The organism is Lapidilactobacillus wuchangensis (genome assembly GCF_003946645.1).
Lineage (GTDB): Bacteria > Bacillota > Bacilli > Lactobacillales > Lactobacillaceae > Lapidilactobacillus > Lapidilactobacillus wuchangensis.
On record NZ_RHOU01000010.1, the window covers coordinates 1 to 19,388 of the forward strand.

Genomic DNA, 19,388 nt, shown 5'->3' on the forward strand with positions numbered 1-19,388 from the left:
GGGATCTTGGCGTCAGCCGCCAAATTGTTCTTAGTGGCTGGGCCACTTAGAACAAGGCTTGTATTTGAGATTGTTGCGTAGCAATAAGCTCAAATCAACGCCGGCCGCGTTCCACACCAAGCAGCCCGGAATGCAGTCAAACTCAATTCCGTTTCAACGCATTCACTGGTTTTAAATTGGTTCAATCAATCCAGACCTAAAGAATTGGTGATAACAATCTAGAGAAGTATTGCCGGAATTTCAACCAGTGTGACTGCCGTGCAATCATGTCCGGCGTCAGTAAGTACGACTTCTGTAAGTCATCCAAGAAAATATCCTTTAACTGATGGGCAATATTGGCGTCATACAAATAAGCATTGCATTCGAAATTCAGCGAATAGCTACGGAAATCTTGATTCATTGAACCAACCATGGCAAATTCTTCATCACAAACAACTGTTTTGGCATGAATGAAGCCGTTTTGGTAAATGTAAATCTTGACGCCAAATGAAGTTAACAAGTTGGCATAATATTGCGTGGCCCGATAAATGAAAGGATGGTCCGGCATGCAAGGAATCATGATGCGAATATCGATTCCCGAACGAGCGGCAACAGTCAGGGCGCTGATCATAGAATCATCAGGAATTAAATAAGGCGTCTGAATCCAAACGGACTTTTTCGCGGTCAACAGGATTTTCATCATGCCGCCCTTGAGAATGTCTTCTTCACTGTCGGGACCATCAGCCACAACTTGAATTGGGGTGTGGCCTTGATGAAGCGCACCAGGATGGGGGAAATATTCCTCCTTGAACCAGATTCGTTGCGAATAATGCTCGATCGAAGCATTCCAATCCATGATAAAACGCTCTTGTAACGCTAAAACGCTAGTCCCTTTGATTTGCAAATGAGTATCGCGCCAATAACCGAACTTTTTACTGCGGCCTAAATATTGATCACCGACGTTGAAACCACCAGTCCAGCCAATCGTCCCATCAATGACCACAATCTTACGATGTAAATGGTAATTCAAACGGGTTTTACGAATTAAGTCTCGTGAAGTGATGAAAGGTACTACTTCGCCGCCAGCGTCGCGGAGTGGCTTGAACCAACGCTTGCTAGTACCTGGGGAACCCCAAGGATCGTAAATCAAGCGAACCTCAACACCAGCCTTAGCCTTGTCAATTAACAAATTTAAAAAGTCATTGCCAATCTCATCATTGTAGAAAGAGTAATATTCGACATGCACAAAACGAGTGGCAGCAGCAATATCTTTGAATAAAGCGGCAAACTTTTCCTTACCATCAATGAACAACTTAACTTGATTATGATGAGTCAATGGCGAATCCTCGGCGCGGTCAAAGTACTCAATCAAACCGGTGGCCTTTATGGTCGTGTCATTGGGATTGGTGGGCCCTGCTTTGGCGGCTTTAGCGTCAGCCAAAATCAAAGCTTTTAAATGGGCCAAGCCAATATGATCCTGATGATTTAGGGCGAAAATGTTTTCTCGAGCAATCCCACGGCCAAGGAAGGCATACGCCAAAAAGCCGACCCCAGGAAGTAAGATTAAAACCAGCAACCAAGCTAAAGTTGCCGCAATACTTCGTGGTCGGTGAAAGACGGTGATAATGGCACCAGCCGTGTTAATTAAGAAGAGGACGATAATAATCAGTATAATTATTCTAAGATTCATTTTACCCCAATATTCCCCAATAAATTTAAAATATCAGCCAGTTTAAGCTCTGACTAGGCTAATTGCGGTCACGATTGCCACCGAAAAGTAGCACTAATCTTAACAGTTGCAACAAACTTGATAAGACTGCGGCAACATAAGTCATGGCAGCAGCACTTAAAACCTGACGAACCATTGGTACTTCATCAGTGGTCAAAAGGCCATCATGACTCAAAATTTTCAAGGCGCGACCAGAGGCATTAAATTCCACTGGCAACGTCACTAATTGAAATACTAAGACTAAGGCAAAACACCAAATGCCGACGTTAATTAGCGTTTGATTCCAACTTAGCAACATCCCAGCAATAATAAGTGGGAATGATGCCATCGAACCAATATTAACCAGCGGGAAAATACCACTACGAACTTTCAGGGGCACATAACCTTGATGATGTTGTAAAGCGTGGCCCACTTCATGAGCTGCTACCCCAATGGCCGCAACGGAAGTCGAGTTATAAGTGGACTCAGATAAACTTAAGGTTTTATTCCCTGAATTATAATTGTCGGTCAAGTTACCGCGAACTTCCCGAATCGTCACATCGGTAATGCCTTCAGCCGCTAAAATCTGTGCTGCGGCCTGAGCCCCGGACAAATGATTCTGACTCTGAACTTGGTCAAACTTGCGGAAAGTACTATTTACCCGGGCAGAAGCAATCCCAGTAATGATAATCCCGACAATCACTAAAATAAAGGTCGGATCAAAATAGTAGAACATGATTATTCACCTCGAAGTAAAGACTTGAAAAACATTGATGATGTTATTCTAACATAGAGTGTGGGAAGTAGCGGGAGTTGGCGTAGGCTAATTTGAAATATTATATAAGTAGGTGCTTACGCAAGTTCGAAAAGCGTTTGGAATGGTGCTGAGACAAAATGGTATCTGACTCCATTGCGGGCTTGCTGGTTGTGGAACGCTGCCGACGCTGATTGAAGCCTTTTTTCAAAAGTCTTCAATACAGGTCTTATTGTAAGTGCTAAAGCACCAACAATAATTTGGCGGCTGACAACCACGCCCTCCATTCCGTCTGGAATTGGAAGTGGTTCACTTCACTTTGGCTAGATGCTAAGGCACTGTAGCGGGTTAAATCTACTTGATTTAAATTGAGTCGACAGTTTAAAGTGATCTTAACAATCTTGACTAACAGCATCTCATTTGTTTTGAAAGATCGTCAGTTAGACTTAATAAGTTGTTACCATCGATTATTCAAATCAGTGGTGATCAATTCAATTACTTAATCCAGGCAGGGGCCCAGCGATTGGCGTCAGTTGTGAAATTATTCTTAGCAATTTATTGCTTAGAATAAGCCTCGTATTTGAGATTGTTGCGCTAGCAATAAGCTCAAATCGACGGCCACAGCGTTCCACGCCCACAAAATCGCTGGGCCCCTGCCGTTCTCAACTAGGGAGCGCACCCCAATAATTCAGCGCAAGAGATCAATCAGGTATTTAATCACGTGCCGGCAATTGCACGGCTCGTTCAATTTCCCAGGTATTTGTGTCAGCTTGGTAGCTATAACCCAATCGTGTCAACAAGTCCTTCGCGGGGAACGGCGCGGCCAAAATGATTTTTGGTATTGCTAATTCAGCTAAAACAAAAGCAGTCAGATAGAGCAGTGTTTCCTGATTGATTTGGGGAATGTGACGGTCACTTGGTAACGGCTGCAAAGTCAATTGCACTTGTTCAGAAGTGAAGTGAGTCAAACTGGCCACACCAACCAACGTATTTTCGGAGCGGCGGGTGATGCCCCAGACCAGTTGTTGGTTGCGCATGATCGTTAACATGGTCTGATTGAGGAATTGGGCGCTTTGGCTGAAGTTTTGCCAAGCATAACTAGACGAGATTTTTGGTAATAACTGATGTACTTCTTTCAGAGAAGTGGTGGTCAACCAGTCTAAAGTGTAGTGTTCTGTGAGTAGCGGATGATATTTCTCGAACTGTTCCATGCGTGCCTCCTAAAGTGAATTTATTGGCAAGTAAGTATATAATTAAGGCTACAGGTATGTCATAATATTTAGAGACGTTTTATAGAAGAAGGAGCTTGATCTACGTGCCTAAATTATCGATTATTGTCCCTTGTTACAATGAACAAGAATCTTTACCTTATTATTTTACCGCGATGGAAAAGTTAAAACCACAATTGCCGCTGGACTTTGAATACATATTTATTAATGATGGCTCGCGGGATAAAACTTTGGCTTACTTACGGAAACTAGCCACTGAAAATCCTGATTCCGTTCATTATATTTCGTTTTCCCGTAATTTCGGTAAAGAGGCTGGCCTCTATGCGGGATTGCAAAAAGCGACTGGTGATTATGTGACGGTGATGGATGCTGACTTGCAGGATCCACCTGAGTTGTTGATTCAAATGTACCAGGAAATTCAAGATCCAGAAATCGATTGTGTGGGGACGCGCCGTGTGACTCGTGAAGGTGAGCCGAAATTGCGGAGTTTCTTCGCGCGGATGTTTTATCGCTTGATCAATAAAATCGGTCAAACTGAGATCGTTGACGGTGCCCGTGATTTCCGGCTAATGACCCGGCAAATGGTTGATGCTATTTTGGAATTAACTGAATATAATCGCTTCTCCAAGGGCTTGTTCTCTTGGGTGGGCTTCAAAACAAAATATATCCCTTATGAAAACGTGGAGCGAGTTGCTGGCACGACTAGTTGGAGTTTCTGGAAATTGTTCTCTTATTCGATCGACGGCATCGTCAACTTCTCTGATGCGCCATTGAATATCGCTTCAGTTATTGGCGCGCTATCTTGTGTCATTTCTGTAGTTCTCTTGATCGTGATTGTCATTCGGACCTTGCTCTTTGGCGACCCCACTTCCGGCTGGCCATCAATGATGTCGATTGTGCTGTTATTAAGCGGCGTGCAATTGTTGAGCCTAGGGATCATCGGCAAGTATATCGGTAAAATTTTCTTGGAAACTAAAAAACGCCCTCAATATATTGTAAAAGAGGACGAAAAGTTATATCGCAAATTTAAATCAACGAACCAAACAGAAAATGATTAATCATCGCTAAGACATTATCGTTATCATGCATCTTCGAATGTTCCGCATTTTGCCCCCAAATCTCAACTTCTTTAAAAGTTTTGACAATTGGTTCTAGCAAATAACGAACGGATTTTGCTGAAATCACGCTAATGTATTTGTCGGTATTACTTGCATCACCAACATTCCCGTAAATGTTCAGGACACTGACATTGCTCGGGAATTTTTTGCGTTTAAGCAACATTTGTAAGTAACGCGGATTCATGATAATTGGTCGCCCGCGACGGTTAAAGCGATTAACATTCGGCCAATCACCGAACGCCACCACGCCATCGAAAGGTCCAGCCACCAACACTAATTTGTTCAGTTTGGGAAAGTCACTAATGCCATAATTGCGCATTTCCGCCATGACCCAAGCAGTGGCTCCCAGCGAATGGCCGACGGCGTTATATTCAGTGAAGCCAAAAAGCGCCTTTAGTTTGGGCAAGGCAATATCTAGCCAGTTGACGATTTGGGCAGTGGGCATCCACTTGTCACTAAAGACCAGCTGGATCAACGGATTGGGGCCGCTCGACCAAGTGCCTTCAAAAGATAGGCGGCCTTTCCAATCAACAATTACCTTCAAATAAGTATCAGCGTTAGTCGCTTCTTGCGCACTTAAAACCATTTTGTTGGTGGTATAATCACCGCCGCGGAAACCGTGGACATAAATGGTCGGCACTTGTTTCGTGGCTGGCGTCGTCGGCTGAATTTCTTGGGACGCCAAAAATTCCTGGTCCTGAATTCGTTGTTTGGCATTGCGCCGTGCATACAGCAGAATGCTGCCGCCAACGAGACCACTGGCCAGTCCGGTAACGAAATTAAGGTGTTCTGATTTTTGTCGAGCTGTTCGTTTCAAGAATAAAACCATCCATCCTAATTAATTGATAATTGCTAAAAGCTACTATTTTTATTATATTAAGGGAAACCACAACTTACAACTTATTGGAGTCTTTTTTATGTCGAAAAATAATTTTTATGCAGTCGCTCGCGGTCGGCAACCGGGAATTTATCGCGATTGGCCCACCGCCGAAAAACAAATTGCTGGCTTTCCCATGGCCCGTTATCACGGTTTTGTCACCGAAGCCGAAGCTGAAAAATGGTTAGCAGAAATGACCGCCCAATTTCAAGGGGCCGATTCTGTGGCGCCTCGTCAAAAAAGCCGACTAGACAATCAGTCGGACAAGCCAGCAAAATCAGCAAAACCCAAAATTGCCATCGATGCGCGGGCCATTCAAGTTTATACTGATGGTGGCTCCCGCAACACCGGCAATGTGCGCGGGGGTCATGTGAGGAACAACGACCTGGCGGCCTGGGCCTACTTGATTATTTTACCAGCTGGTCAGCAAATTAACGGTACTGCCGGTGAAAAGGGCGCAACTAACAATAAAATGGAATTGACCGCCTTTGCCTCGGCACTGGCCAAACTGATCGAGCTTAATTTACAAACCGCAAAAATCCAACTGACTAGCGATTCCCGCTATCTTTTAGACGCCATTCAGAAAAATTGGCTGGCTGGCTGGCAACGGCGACACTGGCGCAAGGCCACTGGCGAACCAATTGCCAATCCGGAACTGTGGCAACAAATCAGCCAGTTATTGCCACAATTTAGCCAGTTGCAACTGATTTGGGCCAAAGGTCACGCCGTTAATCAGGGCAATATCTACGTCGACGAACTGTTGAATAAAACGATGGACCAAATGAACTGAGTACAGCATAATGAATATTCTTTAAAGAAGTTCACTATTCAGAACGGCAGTAAAAATTACTAATTAGTTTGATTTTAAGCAAATAGATGATATACTGTATTTGAAAATGATTTGATCATCTTGAGTCACCAAAACCCACAACTACCTGTTATAGTTGTGGGCTTTTTTTACATTTATTTAAAGAATAAACGGGTGGGTTGAGGGTTGCCTTGGAATTAATTACTTGTGGTTACTCAACCAGTAGTTAAAGAGGGCTAATAAAACTCCCACAAGTAATTGGATCAAAAATGATTTGATCATGGCGAGCCACCTCCAATCTGTTGTGATATTTTGCCACAGATTGACAAGGCAACACTTCCATTATGCCATAAATTATCGTTATTTTGTGAACAATATTTCTATCGCTTTTGATGATAATCTAGATGCTTTTCGTATTTAAAAATGAATATTATTGTGAACGATTCTTTCCGATAATACCTGCTAATTTGATATAACTTCAGTACTATAAAACAAAGTTAGTGCCAAGACTTCCTCCAATTGAAGAAGGTGGTTGCTGGGCGATTATTCTGGCGTGGAACGCTGTGGCCGTCGATTTGAACCAATTAAAGATCAAATTATTTCAAATTCGAGGCTTATTCTAAGCGGTAAACCGCCAAGAATAATTTCACAGCTGACGCCAATCGCCCAGCAACCACCTGATTAAACTAACAAAAATGATCACCACTACTTGGCCAGACCAGATTGACATGGATCCAAACAATGTGTGACAACCTCTATTGAGAATAGGGGCGTCACATCTTTTTTTGATACTGTTCAACTATTATTACTAATTGAATTGAGTTAATGAATCCTACTATCATTGCCTTAACCACTGGCGAAGATGAAGTGAACTAAATCAACTCCAGACGGAATGGAGGGATCTTGTCGTCAGCCGCCAAATTATTCTTAGCGATTTATCGCTTAGAATAAGGCTTGTATTTGAGATTGTTGCGTCAGCAATAAGCTCAAATCAATGCCGGCAGCGTTCCACGACAAGCAGCCTGCAATGGAGTCAAACGCCATTCAGTTTCATCGTCTTTACTAGCAACTTTCCGATACTTTTTATCACTATCACCAGTAAAAAAGCTCAATGACAACTAAAAGTCATCATCGAGCCTTTTATACGGAGCTAATTACTCTAATTCTTTCTTGCCAGTATACAACTGATAATACTCGCCATGTTGCTGCATTAATTGCTCGTGATTACCATGCTCAATAATGCGACCGTGATCTAAGACGAGGATCAAATCTGAGTTGGCGATGGTGGAAAGTCGGTGGGCGATTACGAAGGTCGTACGGCCTTTCATCAAATTATCCATTCCAGCTTGAACCAAACGTTCAGTCCGCGTATCAATGCTTGAAGTGGCTTCGTCAAGAATCATTAATGGCGTGTTGGCCACGCTGGCCCGGGCAATTGACAACAATTGCTTTTGACCTTGAGATAAGTCAGAGCCATCGCCGTCAATCAAGGTGTCGTAGCCACGACTAGTTTCACTGATGAAATCATCAGCGTGAGCGAGTTCAGCGGCGGCTTCCACGTCGGCATCGGTGGCACTAAGCCGCCCGAAGCGAATGTTCTCGCGAATGCTGGTACTGAACAAGTTCGTGGACTGCAAAACGATTGCCAGCGAATGACGCAGGTCAGCCTTTTTAATGTTGCGAATATCAATGCCATCATAAGTGATCACGCCAGAATTGATTTCGTAGAAACGGTTGATCATGCTACTGAAGGTTGTTTTACCAGCACCAGTTTCACCAACTAGCGCCACCTTCTCACCAGGTTCTACAGTGACATTAATATCGTGCAACACTGTTTGTCCAGGGAGATAGCCGAAGTTAACGTGATCGAACACAATTCGACCAGCAACTGGTACTTTGGTAAACGAACCGTCTTGCTGTGGCACTTGCCAGTACCAGGCGTGATTATCTTGGCCGTCAGCTTGATGTAAGGTGACTTGCCCCTGATCAACTTCAACTGGACTATCTTGTAGTTGGAAAATTCGTTCGGCCCCAGCTAAGGCCATCACAATCGAGTTCAACTGTTGGGAAATCTGGGCGATTGGCTGACTAAATGATTTACTCAATTGCAAGAAGGCAGCGATTGAGCCGATAGTCAGTGCTGACCAACCATTAATGGCGATCATGCCACCAGCAATTGCAATCAAAACATAAAGGCCGTTACCTAAGTTACCCATAATTGGGAATAACATAATTGCGTAGGCGTTGGCTTTAGCCGCGTCCGTTTGGAAATCTTTATTTTCTACATCGAATTTGGCTTTGGTTTGGGGTTCGTGAGAGAAGACTTTGATGACCTTCAAGCCGTTCAAGACTTCCTCGACGAAACCGTTCAATTTACCAAGCTGTTTTTGTTGCTGTTTGAAATAATAACTACTTTTACCAGTTAAGAAACGTACCACGCCAATACTTAATAAGAAAATAACTAGCGTGACTAAGGTCAACATCGGACTTAAAACGATCATCCCAGCCAAAACAAAGACCAAGTTGAAGACCGAATTGACGAACTGAGGAATACTTTGAGAAATCATTTGCATCAAGGTATCCACATCGTTGGTATAACGACTCATGATGTCGCCATAATCATTTTGATCGAAATAAATAATCGGGAGCGCCTGCATATGAACGAACATGTCGTCCCGAATTTTCTTCTGCAGACGTTGACCAAGAATCGCCATGATTTGCGTGAAGGCAAAAGTGGCAATGACCCCGATTAAATAAATCCCGGACATTAAGGCCAAGGCTTGAAAAAGTGGAGCAAAATTCGGCGTTGCCTGCTTAGTCATGGGCACAATATAATCATCGATCAACCGCTGCAAGAATAACGAGCCGTAAACAGTGGCACCGGCAGAAACGATAATCGCAATCATCGCCACAATAAATGGTGCGGGATAGGTGCCAACGACGAATTTCAGCAGTCGGCGTAAAGTGGTTGAGCGTTTTGCTTTGGTTGGTGCTTTAAGCGTCTTTTCCGTCATCAGTCGTTTCACCTGCTTTCTGTTGTTGATATTGATAAATTTCACGATATAGCGTATTACGTTGGACTAATTCGTCATGAGTGCCCACGTCCTGAATGTGGCCGTGATCCATGACAATAATTTGATCGGCATCTTTAATGGAAACAATTCGCTGGGAAATAATAATTTTCGTGGTGTCGGGCATATCTTGCCGTAAGCCTTCACGAATCATTTGCTCAGTGTGGGTATCCACTGCCGAGGTGGAATCATCCAAAATTAAAATCTTCGGCTTCTTCAACAAAGCTCGAGCAATCGTCAAACGTTGCTGTTGACCACCAGAAACGTTGGTCCCACCTTGTTCGACGTGAGTTTGATATCCATCATCAAATTCGTTAATGAAACCGTCAGCTTGGGCAGTTTTGGCCGCGGCAATCACTTGCTCGTCAGTGGCGTCTTCATCGCCCCAGCGCAAGTTCTCGGCAATCGTTCCGGAGAAAAGAATGCTGTTCTGCAGCACCATCGCCACATTGTCCCGCAGCGTCCGCAAATCATAGTGCCGCACATTGCGCCCGCCAATTAACAATTTACCTTTACTAATGTCGTAAAGGCGGGGAATCAGTTGGACTAAAGTACTCTTACCAGAACCAGTCTCGCCAATGATCCCAATGACCTCGCCGGACTTAATTGATAAATTAATATCTTGCAAAATTGCTTTGGGTGAATCGCCATATTCAAAATTAACATGCTTAAATTCAATGGCGCCATCAGACATTGCCAACAAAGGATGCTTGGGATTGGTGATGGTCGATTGATCTTGTAACACTTCAGCGATTCGGTCGCCACTAGCTTGCGAAATCGACAACTGGGTGAAGACCATGGCCAGAATATTTAAGCTGAACAAAATTGAATTGGAATAAGCATACATACTAACGAGTTGACCAGTTTGTAATTGGCCACCAACAATTAATTTAGCGCCAAACCAAGAAAGTAAAATCACGGCCGAGTTCAGCACCAACATCATTGCTGGTCCGTTTAAGGACATAATTTGTTGGGCTTTAGTGAAGACTTCAGCGATGCCTTGGGAAGCCTTCTTGAATTTACTGATTTCTTCGTCTTCGCGGACGTAAGTTTTAACGACTTGAACGCCACGAACATTCTCGCGGACCACTTGGTTTAACACGTCGTAGCGTTGGAAAACTTTCCGAAACAGTGGCCGGGCGAAATGAATCACTAAGGCCAAGGCAATGGTCAGTAGTGGCACCAGGACCACGAAAATCATCGCCAGCGAACTGTTGACGTTAAACGCCATAATAATGGAAAAGATCAGTAACAAGGGTGCCCGCACCGCAATTCTGGTCATCATCTGGAAAGCTGTCTGGACGTTGGTCACATCGGTGGTTAAGCGGGTAACCAAACTAGAGCCAGAGAAGCGGTCAATGTTGGCGAACGAGAAGTCCTGAATGTGATAGAACATATCGTGCCGTAAATTGGCAGCGAAACCAGCACTGGCATGTGGCGCGGCCCAACTAGCACCGGCCCCACAAGCTAATGAGAATAATGTCATGATCAATAATATGATCCCGTATTTTGTGATGTAGTTCATATCTTTCTTCATAATGCCGTAATCAATAATATTACCCATTAGGAAGGGGATGAAAGTCTCAATCGCAACTTCAACCGCAACCAGGATCTGTGACGTAAACGCCAGCTTGCGGTATTCCCGAATAGAACGCATAAGTATTCGAATCATCTGCTAACCTCCTGTAAAAAAATGCATTACTACCATTGTACGCCAATTGGTCCACAAATTTCTAGAATTAACTTATTAAAAATTAGTTACACGACGCAAATAGTTGATTTAATCAATCTATTTCAATGTTACCCCGTAACTAAATTTAAAGCTACCATAACGCTAACCTGACAAAAACAAGAAAATTCAGATGAACAGCTGCCGAAATAATTGTAATAATAATCAAATTAAACCGATTATTTTGCGTAAATAAACAATCGTCAATAAATTGGTCTAGCAAAAACGCAAACCGAAAATACAATAATGTCAAACAATTTGACTCAAAAAAGTCACTTCACAATTAAAAATTTGATATTGTTATAAATTTGTAATAATCAAACAACCCTTTGCGATTCGTGAAAAAGCTCTCCTTTATGACTTTACACAAGCCCTGACGGTATTGTTCAGTTTGTGGCTAATTGATATACTGGGACAGTATGTACAACGTTTACTATGTAAATTTGGCTAACAAAAGTATAAATTGTGATTTGCTAAGTTAAACAAATTTTACATTATTTAAGTAGTTTCTGATCAATTGAGTATTTGGAGGACGATATTGATGAAGGGCATTATTTTAGCAGGCGGTTCGGGCACCCGGTTATATCCATTAACAACAGTAACTTCGAAACAATTATTACCAGTCTTTGATAAACCAATGATTTATTATCCAATGTCAGTACTGATGAACGCTGGTATTCGCGATATTCTAATTATTTCCACACCAGATGACACACCACGCTTTGAAAAACTATTTGGTGATGGCCATCAATTTGGCATTGCACTTTCCTACTTAGTTCAAGCAAAGCCAGAAGGATTGGCGCAAGCCTTTATTATTGCGGCTGATTTTATTGGTCATGATTCTGTCGCGATGATTCTTGGTGACAATATCTTCGTTGGACAAGGATTGAATGAACGACTTAATCATGCTGTTGAAAGTGCCAATTCGGGTAATGGTGCGACAGTCTTTGGTTATTATGTGAACGATCCAGAGCGCTTTGGTATCGTTGAGTTTGATCAGAATGGTCGGGCTATTTCAATTGAAGAAAAGCCAGCTAAACCTAAGAGCAACTATTGCGTAACCGGCCTTTACATTTACGACAATCGAATTGTTGAATATGCTAAAAGTTTGAAGCCATCAGCTCGTGGTGAATTAGAAATCACCGACTTAAATAATATCTATCTGCAAAATAATGAACTGAATGTAGAAGTCTTAGGGCAAGGCTTCACCTGGCTTGACACGGGGACTCATGAAAGCTTAGTAGATGCAACTAATTTTGTTCGAACCTTGGAAACTCATGAGCACCGCAAAATTGCTTGCTTAGAAGAAATTGCCTATCTGAAGGGCTGGATTTCAAAAGACGATGTTATGAAATCGTATGAAACACTTAAGAAAAATCAATATGGCCAATATTTATTGGATGTCTTAGACGGCAAGTACTTAGAAAAAGTTAATCAAAAATAGGGGTAATGAAATGACAACGATTGTAACAGGCGGCGCTGGGTTTATCGGTAGTAACTTTATTTTCTATATGCTAAAGAAACATCCAGAAGAGCGCATTATTTGTGTTGATAAGTTAACTTATGCTGGTAATTTATCAACGTTAGCTTCAGTGATGGATAATCCTAATTTTCGCTTTGTTAAAGCTGATATTTGTGATGAAAGCGCAATTGATCAGTTATTTGTGGAAGAGCATCCCGATGTTGTCGTTAACTTTGCTGCTGAGAGCCATGTTGACCGTTCAATTAAAGACCCTAATATTTTCTTACAGACGAATATTATGGGCACTGCTAATTTAATGAATGTTGCGCGTAAATATGGTGTGCAACGATTCCATCAGGTCTCAACTGATGAGGTTTATGGTGATTTACCATTGGACCGGCCAGATTTGTTCTTTACGGAGGAGACACCGATTCACACGAGTTCACCATACAGTTCATCGAAGGCAGCGGCAGATTTGTTGGTATTGGCTTATCATCGTACTTATGGCCTGCCCGTAACAATTTCACGTTGTTCTAATAACTATGGCTCTTACCAATTCCCAGAGAAATTAATCCCATTAATGTTTATTGATGCCACTGAAAACAGACCATTACCTGTTTATGGCGAAGGTCTTAATGTCCGCGATTGGTTATATGTTGAAGATCACTGCCAAGCAATTGATTTGATTTTGCAGAATGGCCGTGTCGGCGAAGTCTACAATATTGGTGGTCACAACGAAATGCGGAATATCGATATTGTCAAAATCATTTGTCAAACACTAGGAAAACCAGAAAGCTTAATTGAACATGTGACTGATCGTAAGGGCCATGATCGTCGCTATGCGATTGATCCAACCAAAATTCATAATGAATTAGGTTGGTTGCCAGAGACCAATTTCAAAGATGGTATCGCTGAAACCTTGAAGTGGTATCAAGATAATCAAGATTGGTGGCAGCAAATTATTAATGGTGATTATCAGAAGTATTACGAAAAAATGTACGCAAATCGTTAGGGGCTTAAGTTAATGAAAATATTTGTTACAGGTGTTGCCGGTCAACTAGGCCACGATGTCATGAATGAATTAGCACGTCGTGGTTATCAAGGCTATGGCAGTGACTTAGCACCACAGTATGCTGGTGTTCAAGATGGTACTGCAGTTACAACGATGCCTTATGTTTCAATGGATATTACTGATGCTGCAGCTGTCAGCAAGACACTAGCACAAATTAAACCTGATGTCGTCGTTCATTGTGCAGCTTGGACAGCGGTTGATTTGGCTGAAGAAGCAGACAAGAAGTCATTAGTAACAGCAATTAACGTTCAGGGTACGGAAAATATTGCCAAAGCATGTCACCAATTAAACGCAAAAATGATTTATTTAAGTACTGATTATGTTTTCAACGGTCAAGGAACTGAACCTTGGCAACCTGACAATCATGATTATCAACCGTTAAATGTCTATGGCCAAACAAAATTGGCTGGTGAACAAGCAGTCGTTAATAATCTTGATAAATACTTTATTGTTCGCATTGCTTGGGTGTTTGGCATTAATGGCAAGAACTTTATCAAGACCATGTTACAAGTTGGCAAAACTCATCCAGAATTGAAAGTAGTCGCAGATCAAATAGGAACGCCAACGTACACTTTCGATTTAGCTAGATTATTGGTTGATATGGCTGAAACTGATAAATATGGTTACTACCACGCAACTAATGAGGGCGGTTATATTAGTTGGGCTGATTTCGCCAAAGCAATCTTTGCAACTGCTGGTTATCAGACTAAAGTTACCCCAGTTACAACGGCTGAATACGGAGTTTCTAAGGCTGCCCGACCATTTAACAGCCGGTTAGATAAAAGCAAACTAGTTGCAGCTGGCTTTAAACCATTACCCACATGGCAAGATGCGTTAAATCGCTATGTGGAAATATTGCGTCAGCAAGATTTCTTCTAAATACAGATGACAAACATTGTTGATTGAAATGACTATCAAATGTTCGATGACACACCATTTAATTGGGCTGATCGTGATTAAAGGTAGGATGAAAAGTACGTTTAAGTTTTAAAGAATATCTATAGGGTGAATGGGAGTAAATAATGAAGCATATTTTTATTGTGGGTAGTAAAGGAATTCCAGCAAATTATGGTGGCTATGAAACGTTCTTAGAGTACCTAACAAAAGGTAAACAAAGCAACGAGATTAAATATCACGTTGCCTGTAAGGTAACAGATAAGAAAAAGATGATGCCACAGAGGTTCGAACACAATAATGCAGATTGCTTCAAGGTTTATGTACCAAACATTGGACCAGCTCAAGCAATTTATTATGACGTTGCTGCACTTAATCAATCGATTAAATATGTTAAAGAACATCAGATTGAGAAACCAATCTTTTATATCTTAGCATGTCGGATTGGACCATTCATGAATAGCATTGTTCGTCGAGTCCACGCGCTAGGCGGAGTTGTCTATGTTAATCCAGATGGTCATGAGTGGTTACGGGCCAAGTGGAGTAAACCAGTTCGTAGTTATTGGAAGTACTCTGAAGGTTTAATGGTCAAGCACGCCGATTTATTGATTTGTGATAGTAAGAATATTGAGAAGTATATTCAATCAAGCTATAAAAAGTATCAGCCCAAGACAACGTTCATCGCTTATGGTGCCGATGTTAAAAAATCGCAACTTGCTGATGACAATCCAAAATTAATTAATTGGTTTAACAAGTTTTCTATTAAGGCCAATAATTACTATCTAATTGTCGGCCGCTTTGTTCCAGAAAACAATTATGAAACGATGATTCGTGAATTCATGGCTTCTAATACAAAAAAAGACTTAGTAATCATTACCAACGTGGAACGCAATCATTTCTATGATGAACTGAAAGAAAAAACTCACTTTGAAAATGATCCACGAATTAAGTTTGTAGGAACCGTTTATGACGCAGAATTACTTGCTAAGATTCGTGAATTGGCGTATGGATATCTGCACGGTCATTCTGTCGGTGGGACGAATCCTTCTTTGTTGGAAGCTTTGGCAAGTACCAAACTCAATTTGCTCTATGACGTTGGCTTTAATCGTGAAGTTGGTGAAGATGGGGCACTGTATTGGAGTAAGACAAAACAATCGTTGTCCCAATTGATAAATAGTTCAGATATTCTCACAAAAGAAGAAATTTGTTTATTTGGAAGAAAATCTGATAAACGTGTGATAGACAATTATTCCTGGGAAAGAATTGTCGATGCATACGAAACACAATTTCTTAATAGATAGGTAGTTATTGCCTATAACTGATAGTGGGAGGTAAAAATGGCACTATTTTCATCTTTAAAGAAAAATGGTTTCAGAAAAACATTAAATGATAAAATTTCGAGTGGTAATATTCTTTATGATTTCATAAGTGTTGTTTTGAACGGTACTTCTAAAACATCTTTAGAGCTTATAAGATTGGGTGAAATTAATAGAGTATCTCGAAAAATTGGAAAAAAATATAAAAAAATTATTGAAACGCCACTAGCAGATCAAAGCTGGACAGGTAATATCAGCGATTTACCTGTATGGACTATGTGGCTACAAGGAGAAAATAATGCGCCAGAAATGGTTGCAACTACATTACGAAGTATAAAAAATAATTACTCTAATGTAATTGTAATAGACCAAAATAATTTCAGGGATTTTATTACAATTCCCCAGTATATAGTAGCAAAATGGAAACAAGGAAAAATTAGTGACGCACATTTCTCGGATATTATCAGAACGAATTTACTTGTTGAGTACGGAGGAACATGGATTGATTCTACAACCTATATTTCAAAGCAATCTTCATGGCTTAACAAAAAAATTGAAAATGAACCACTTTTCTTTTTTCAGAATATGAGACCAGGATCCATGGGAAACTCAATTTTCTTGTCTAGTTGGTTTATCACGGCTAGACCTAATGAACCTTCTTTGCTCAGATTGAGAGAGCTATTAAATGATTATTGGAAAAGAAATAATCATTTAAAGGATTATTTCCTTTTTCATATTTTTTGGCATTTAATATTTAATGCCCACCCGCAAGTTTTCAGAAAAATTCCAAAAGTTCCCAATTCATTGCCCTTGCAACTAATGTACGAGCTGAATAATCAGTTGTCAGAGAATGAAATAAATGAAATTTTAACAAATTTTCCTATTCAAAAATTAACATATAAGAACTTATCATCAGATTTGAATTCCACATATTTTAAAATTGTAAACAGGAGCTTGTGAAATAAAATTGTTAAGGCGAATATTAGACATTACTGCAAGTAAACTTAAGGGCAGTTCGTATCAATTAGATAAAGCGCTGAGCGTGGGAGATTTATTAAAAATATCAATCTGCAGAATTTATATGCTTTTGAGAGGTTTGAGGTATGCATTTCGCCTTAAGAAAAGGGGAAAATTATTTATAGATAGTCATTCAAAAATTATTTCTCCAAGAAAGTTAAGTTTCAATGGTGTAGCCACTCTTGAAAAGTATACTTTGATTGATGCTAGAGTTAAGAAAGAGATTGCTATTGGAAAAAATTTCACATTAGGACGTAATTCTGTAATCGAAGGACTAGGTGTTATTAGTAGACTTGGTTTAGGTTTAACAATTGGAGATAACGTAGGCGTATCTGCCAATTCCTTAATAAGCATTCGAGGTAAAGTTGAGATTGGAAATGATGTGATTATTGGCCCGTATTTTTCATTACATCCGGAGAACCATATTTTCCAAAATATACATGTGGCAACAAGACTTCAGGGGGAAGAGCGTAAGGGAATTAAAATTGGAAATAATGTGTGGATTGGAGCCAGAGTAACAATTCTTGATGGTGTAAATATTGGAAATAATGTAATTCTTGCCGCTGGTGCGGTTGTTAATAAGGATGTGCCTAACAATTGTATTGCAGGTGGAGTGCCAGCACATGTGATTAAAGATAGATTAGAAAAGTAGGTTAGAAAATTGACGGATGATTTAGAAAAGATTCAAGCAATTGAATTGGAAGCTCTTACAGAAATCATTGAAATTTTAGAGAAAAATAATTTGAAATATTATCTTCGAGGCGGTTCGGTTATGGGAACTGTTAAGTATTCAGGATTTATTCCTTGGGATGATGATATGGATATTTCATTACCAAGAACGGACTATGAAAAATTCATTCGAATTTTCTCTAATGACTGGTCAGATAAATTTTGGCTGGCAAGTTATCGCAATGGGGATGCGATACACGCGTACTTTCCAAGGGTTCTAATCAAAGAAAGCTATAGAATTAAACAAAATCTTCCTCGAAATAATCATTTAGGATTCTCAATAATTGATGTTCTTCCTATTGACGGAGTTCCAACAACTAAACTGGGACGAAATCTCTTCTTCATGCATGTAGCTTTTTTACGTGCGCTTGGAGCAATTTGGACATTGGATGTTAAAGATACGATTATGATACACAAACCAGGCCGTCAACGAATTCTACATATGATTAAAAGCCTAGGAATACAACGTTTTTATTCACAGGAAAATATCTATAAGAAATTAGAAAAACTCTATTCTAAACACAGTATGAACTCTTCATGGATTGGAACAATTACGGGATCGATGTTTACTAAAGAGGTATTTCGATATGAAGTGTTCGGTCAAGGGGTAATGAAAAAATTTGAGAATATTAATGTGAGAATTCCGAGTCAGTATGATAAATATTTAAAACAGCTATATGGCCAAAATTATGCAAATGAAGTGCCAGATGATAAGAAGTCGCATTTGATAGACAAAAGGATTGTGAAATAGGTATGGTCGTTTTTGTGATTTTACACTATATGTCATTAAAAAATACTAGATCTGAAATAACCTATATTTTGACAAAACTAGAGGGTAATAAACGAATTGTTATTGTTGATAATGCCTCCAGTAATGGTTCTGGAATGGCTTTAAATAAACAGTACGCGGATAACCCATTAATTGATGTAATTATCAATGATAGAAATCTAGGGTTTGCAAAGGGAATGAATATTGGGTATAGAAGGGCTGCTCAGTATAATCCAGAGTTTATTGTCACAATGAATAATGACCTTGAGTTTACTCAAAAAAATTTTATACCTTTAATTTATGATTCATATCTTAAGTTCAAATTTGATGTTCTGGGGCCGAGTATATTCGTTCCTGAAACAAAAATTCATCAAAATCCTAAAAAAAGAAGTGCCTACACTGTACAGGATGTGCAAATAATCCATGATAAAAATGTTAGAATTTTAAATTCACCCAAGTGGCTTTTTTCATTACGTGCTAGGATAAAGAAAGTTAATGTACTCAAAAAAATTGTTCTTGACGTAAGAAATAGAAAGAACCATGATAACAATCACATGTTAAAAAATGTTGTTTTGCATGGTTCTATGCTAATTTTTTCTAAAACGTTCATTCAAAATGGAATAGCTCCATTTGCTCCGGATACTTTTTTTTATTTTGAAACTGAGATACTTGATAAAATGATTAGAAAGAATGGAATGATTTCCAAATTTGAACCATCAATTAAGATGATTCACCATCAGAGTTCATCAACCAGAGAAACATTTGACGATGCAATAAAACAGCAACAATTTCAGGTGAAAAATATGATTAAGTCTACAAATGTTTTTTTACAACTATTTGATAAGTAGATAATAAT

18 protein-coding genes are annotated in these 19,388 nt (G+C 40.2%); 11 read left to right on the forward strand and 7 right to left on the reverse strand.

Annotation, left to right across the window (positions count from 1 at the left end; all coding sequences use genetic code 11):
- Positions 1 to 196: 196 nt before the first annotated feature.
- The 4 genes from cls to EKM82_RS08490 all read right to left on the reverse strand — a co-directional run bounded on the left by cls (position 197) and on the right by EKM82_RS08490 (position 3,652).
- Positions 197 to 1,669, reverse strand: coding sequence for a cardiolipin synthase (gene cls / locus EKM82_RS08480; protein WP_125768008.1), 1,473 nt, complete (start codon positions 1,667 to 1,669; stop codon positions 197 to 199).
- 58 nt (positions 1,670 to 1,727) lie between these two features.
- Positions 1,728 to 2,423: a zinc metallopeptidase gene (locus EKM82_RS08485; RefSeq protein ID WP_125768010.1), complete on the reverse strand. Its 696-nt coding sequence runs from the start codon at positions 2,421 to 2,423 to the stop codon at positions 1,728 to 1,730.
- Positions 2,424 to 2,539: 116 nt separating this feature from the next.
- Positions 2,540 to 2,728, reverse strand: coding sequence for a hypothetical protein (locus tag EKM82_RS11510; RefSeq protein ID WP_164508188.1), 189 nt, complete (start codon positions 2,726 to 2,728; stop codon positions 2,540 to 2,542).
- Between the two features lie 426 nt (positions 2,729 to 3,154).
- Complete coding sequence (locus tag EKM82_RS08490) at positions 3,155 to 3,652, reverse strand: hypothetical protein (RefSeq protein WP_125768012.1); 498 nt, start codon at positions 3,650 to 3,652, stop codon at positions 3,155 to 3,157.
- A gap of 104 nt (positions 3,653 to 3,756) precedes the next feature.
- Between EKM82_RS08490 and EKM82_RS08495 the strand changes: the two genes are divergently transcribed.
- The gene (locus EKM82_RS08495) at positions 3,757 to 4,728 is read left to right on the forward strand and encodes a glycosyltransferase family 2 protein (RefSeq protein WP_125768014.1); all 972 of its coding nucleotides are present in this window, start codon (positions 3,757 to 3,759) and stop codon (positions 4,726 to 4,728) included.
- On the opposite strand, the gene EKM82_RS08500 is transcribed toward EKM82_RS08495, so the two are convergent.
- Positions 4,697 to 5,605: an alpha/beta hydrolase gene (locus EKM82_RS08500; RefSeq protein ID WP_164508189.1), complete on the reverse strand. Its 909-nt coding sequence runs from the start codon at positions 5,603 to 5,605 to the stop codon at positions 4,697 to 4,699. The two genes, EKM82_RS08495 and EKM82_RS08500, sit on opposite strands and share 32 nt — an antisense overlap.
- A gap of 100 nt (positions 5,606 to 5,705) precedes the next feature.
- On the opposite strand from EKM82_RS08500, the gene EKM82_RS08505 reads away from it, so the two are divergent.
- The gene (locus tag EKM82_RS08505; protein WP_125768018.1) at positions 5,706 to 6,455 is read left to right on the forward strand and encodes a ribonuclease H family protein; all 750 of its coding nucleotides are present in this window, start codon (positions 5,706 to 5,708) and stop codon (positions 6,453 to 6,455) included.
- A gap of 550 nt (positions 6,456 to 7,005) precedes the next feature.
- On the forward strand, positions 7,006 to 7,158 hold the full coding sequence (locus EKM82_RS11515) for a hypothetical protein (protein ID WP_164508190.1): 153 nt from the start codon (positions 7,006 to 7,008) through the stop codon (positions 7,156 to 7,158).
- Between the two features lie 469 nt (positions 7,159 to 7,627).
- Here the strand turns inward: EKM82_RS11515 and EKM82_RS08510 are convergent, their stop codons facing one another.
- Together EKM82_RS08510 and EKM82_RS08515 are read right to left on the reverse strand one after the other, a co-directional pair.
- Complete coding sequence (locus tag EKM82_RS08510; protein WP_125768021.1) at positions 7,628 to 9,487, reverse strand: ABC transporter ATP-binding protein; 1,860 nt, start codon at positions 9,485 to 9,487, stop codon at positions 7,628 to 7,630.
- Positions 9,468 to 11,216 carry an ABC transporter ATP-binding protein gene (locus EKM82_RS08515; protein ID WP_125768023.1) on the reverse strand — a complete coding sequence of 583 codons (1,749 nt, stop codon included), beginning with the start codon at positions 11,214 to 11,216 and terminating at the stop codon, positions 9,468 to 9,470. Before EKM82_RS08515 ends, EKM82_RS08510 begins: the two co-directional genes overlap by 20 nt.
- 598 nt (positions 11,217 to 11,814) lie before the next feature.
- Here EKM82_RS08515 and rfbA point away from each other — a divergent pair.
- The 8 genes from rfbA to EKM82_RS08555 all read left to right on the forward strand — a co-directional run bounded on the left by rfbA (position 11,815) and on the right by EKM82_RS08555 (position 19,380).
- A complete protein-coding gene (rfbA, locus tag EKM82_RS08520; protein ID WP_125768025.1) occupies positions 11,815 to 12,717 on the forward strand; it encodes a glucose-1-phosphate thymidylyltransferase RfbA in 903 nt (300 codons plus the stop codon).
- 10 nt (positions 12,718 to 12,727) lie between these two features.
- On the forward strand, positions 12,728 to 13,747 hold the full coding sequence (gene rfbB / locus EKM82_RS08525) for a dTDP-glucose 4,6-dehydratase (protein ID WP_125768027.1): 1,020 nt from the start codon (positions 12,728 to 12,730) through the stop codon (positions 13,745 to 13,747).
- Between the two features lie 12 nt (positions 13,748 to 13,759).
- Positions 13,760 to 14,686 (forward strand): dTDP-4-dehydrorhamnose reductase, encoded by a 927-nt coding sequence (gene rfbD / locus EKM82_RS08530; RefSeq protein ID WP_125768029.1) that lies wholly within the window; start codon positions 13,760 to 13,762, stop codon positions 14,684 to 14,686.
- A 143-nt stretch (positions 14,687 to 14,829) separates the two neighbouring features.
- Complete coding sequence (gene cps2T, locus EKM82_RS08535) at positions 14,830 to 16,002, forward strand: beta 1-4 rhamnosyltransferase Cps2T (RefSeq protein ID WP_125768031.1); 1,173 nt, start codon at positions 14,830 to 14,832, stop codon at positions 16,000 to 16,002.
- A gap of 36 nt (positions 16,003 to 16,038) precedes the next feature.
- The gene (locus tag EKM82_RS08540; protein ID WP_125768033.1) at positions 16,039 to 16,977 is read left to right on the forward strand and encodes a capsular polysaccharide synthesis protein; all 939 of its coding nucleotides are present in this window, start codon (positions 16,039 to 16,041) and stop codon (positions 16,975 to 16,977) included.
- Between the two features lie 7 nt (positions 16,978 to 16,984).
- Entirely contained in the window at positions 16,985 to 17,686 is a 702-nt protein-coding gene (locus EKM82_RS08545) for an acyltransferase (protein ID WP_225419697.1), read from the forward strand.
- A gap of 9 nt (positions 17,687 to 17,695) precedes the next feature.
- The gene (locus EKM82_RS08550; RefSeq protein ID WP_125768035.1) at positions 17,696 to 18,514 is read left to right on the forward strand and encodes a LicD family protein; all 819 of its coding nucleotides are present in this window, start codon (positions 17,696 to 17,698) and stop codon (positions 18,512 to 18,514) included.
- A 29-nt stretch (positions 18,515 to 18,543) separates the two neighbouring features.
- Complete coding sequence (locus EKM82_RS08555; RefSeq protein ID WP_164508191.1) at positions 18,544 to 19,380, forward strand: glycosyltransferase; 837 nt, start codon at positions 18,544 to 18,546, stop codon at positions 19,378 to 19,380.
- Positions 19,381 to 19,388: the final 8 nt, after the last annotated feature.

Bases quoted from the DNA above. Each gene is read 5' to 3' on its own strand.
- cls (WP_125768008.1), bottom strand. From the start codon at position 1,669: ATGAATCTTAGAATAATTATACTGATTATTATCGTCCTCTTCTTAATT.
- EKM82_RS08485 (WP_125768010.1), bottom strand. From the start codon at position 2,423: ATGTTCTACTATTTTGATCCGACCTTTATTTTAGTGATTGTCGGGATT.
- EKM82_RS11510 (WP_164508188.1), bottom strand. From the start codon at position 2,728: ATGGAGGGCGTGGTTGTCAGCCGCCAAATTATTGTTGGTGCTTTAGCA.
- EKM82_RS08490 (WP_125768012.1), bottom strand. From the start codon at position 3,652: ATGGAACAGTTCGAGAAATATCATCCGCTACTCACAGAACACTACACT.
- EKM82_RS08505 (WP_125768018.1), top strand. From the start codon at position 5,706: ATGTCGAAAAATAATTTTTATGCAGTCGCTCGCGGTCGGCAACCGGGA.
- EKM82_RS08510 (WP_125768021.1), bottom strand. From the start codon at position 9,487: ATGACGGAAAAGACGCTTAAAGCACCAACCAAAGCAAAACGCTCAACC.
- EKM82_RS08515 (WP_125768023.1), bottom strand. From the start codon at position 11,216: ATGATTCGAATACTTATGCGTTCTATTCGGGAATACCGCAAGCTGGCG.
- rfbA (WP_125768025.1), top strand. From the start codon at position 11,815: ATGAAGGGCATTATTTTAGCAGGCGGTTCGGGCACCCGGTTATATCCA.
- rfbB (WP_125768027.1), top strand. From the start codon at position 12,728: ATGACAACGATTGTAACAGGCGGCGCTGGGTTTATCGGTAGTAACTTT.
- rfbD (WP_125768029.1), top strand. From the start codon at position 13,760: ATGAAAATATTTGTTACAGGTGTTGCCGGTCAACTAGGCCACGATGTC.
- cps2T (WP_125768031.1), top strand. From the start codon at position 14,830: ATGAAGCATATTTTTATTGTGGGTAGTAAAGGAATTCCAGCAAATTAT.
- EKM82_RS08540 (WP_125768033.1), top strand. From the start codon at position 16,039: ATGGCACTATTTTCATCTTTAAAGAAAAATGGTTTCAGAAAAACATTA.
- EKM82_RS08555 (WP_164508191.1), top strand. From the start codon at position 18,544: ATGTCATTAAAAAATACTAGATCTGAAATAACCTATATTTTGACAAAA.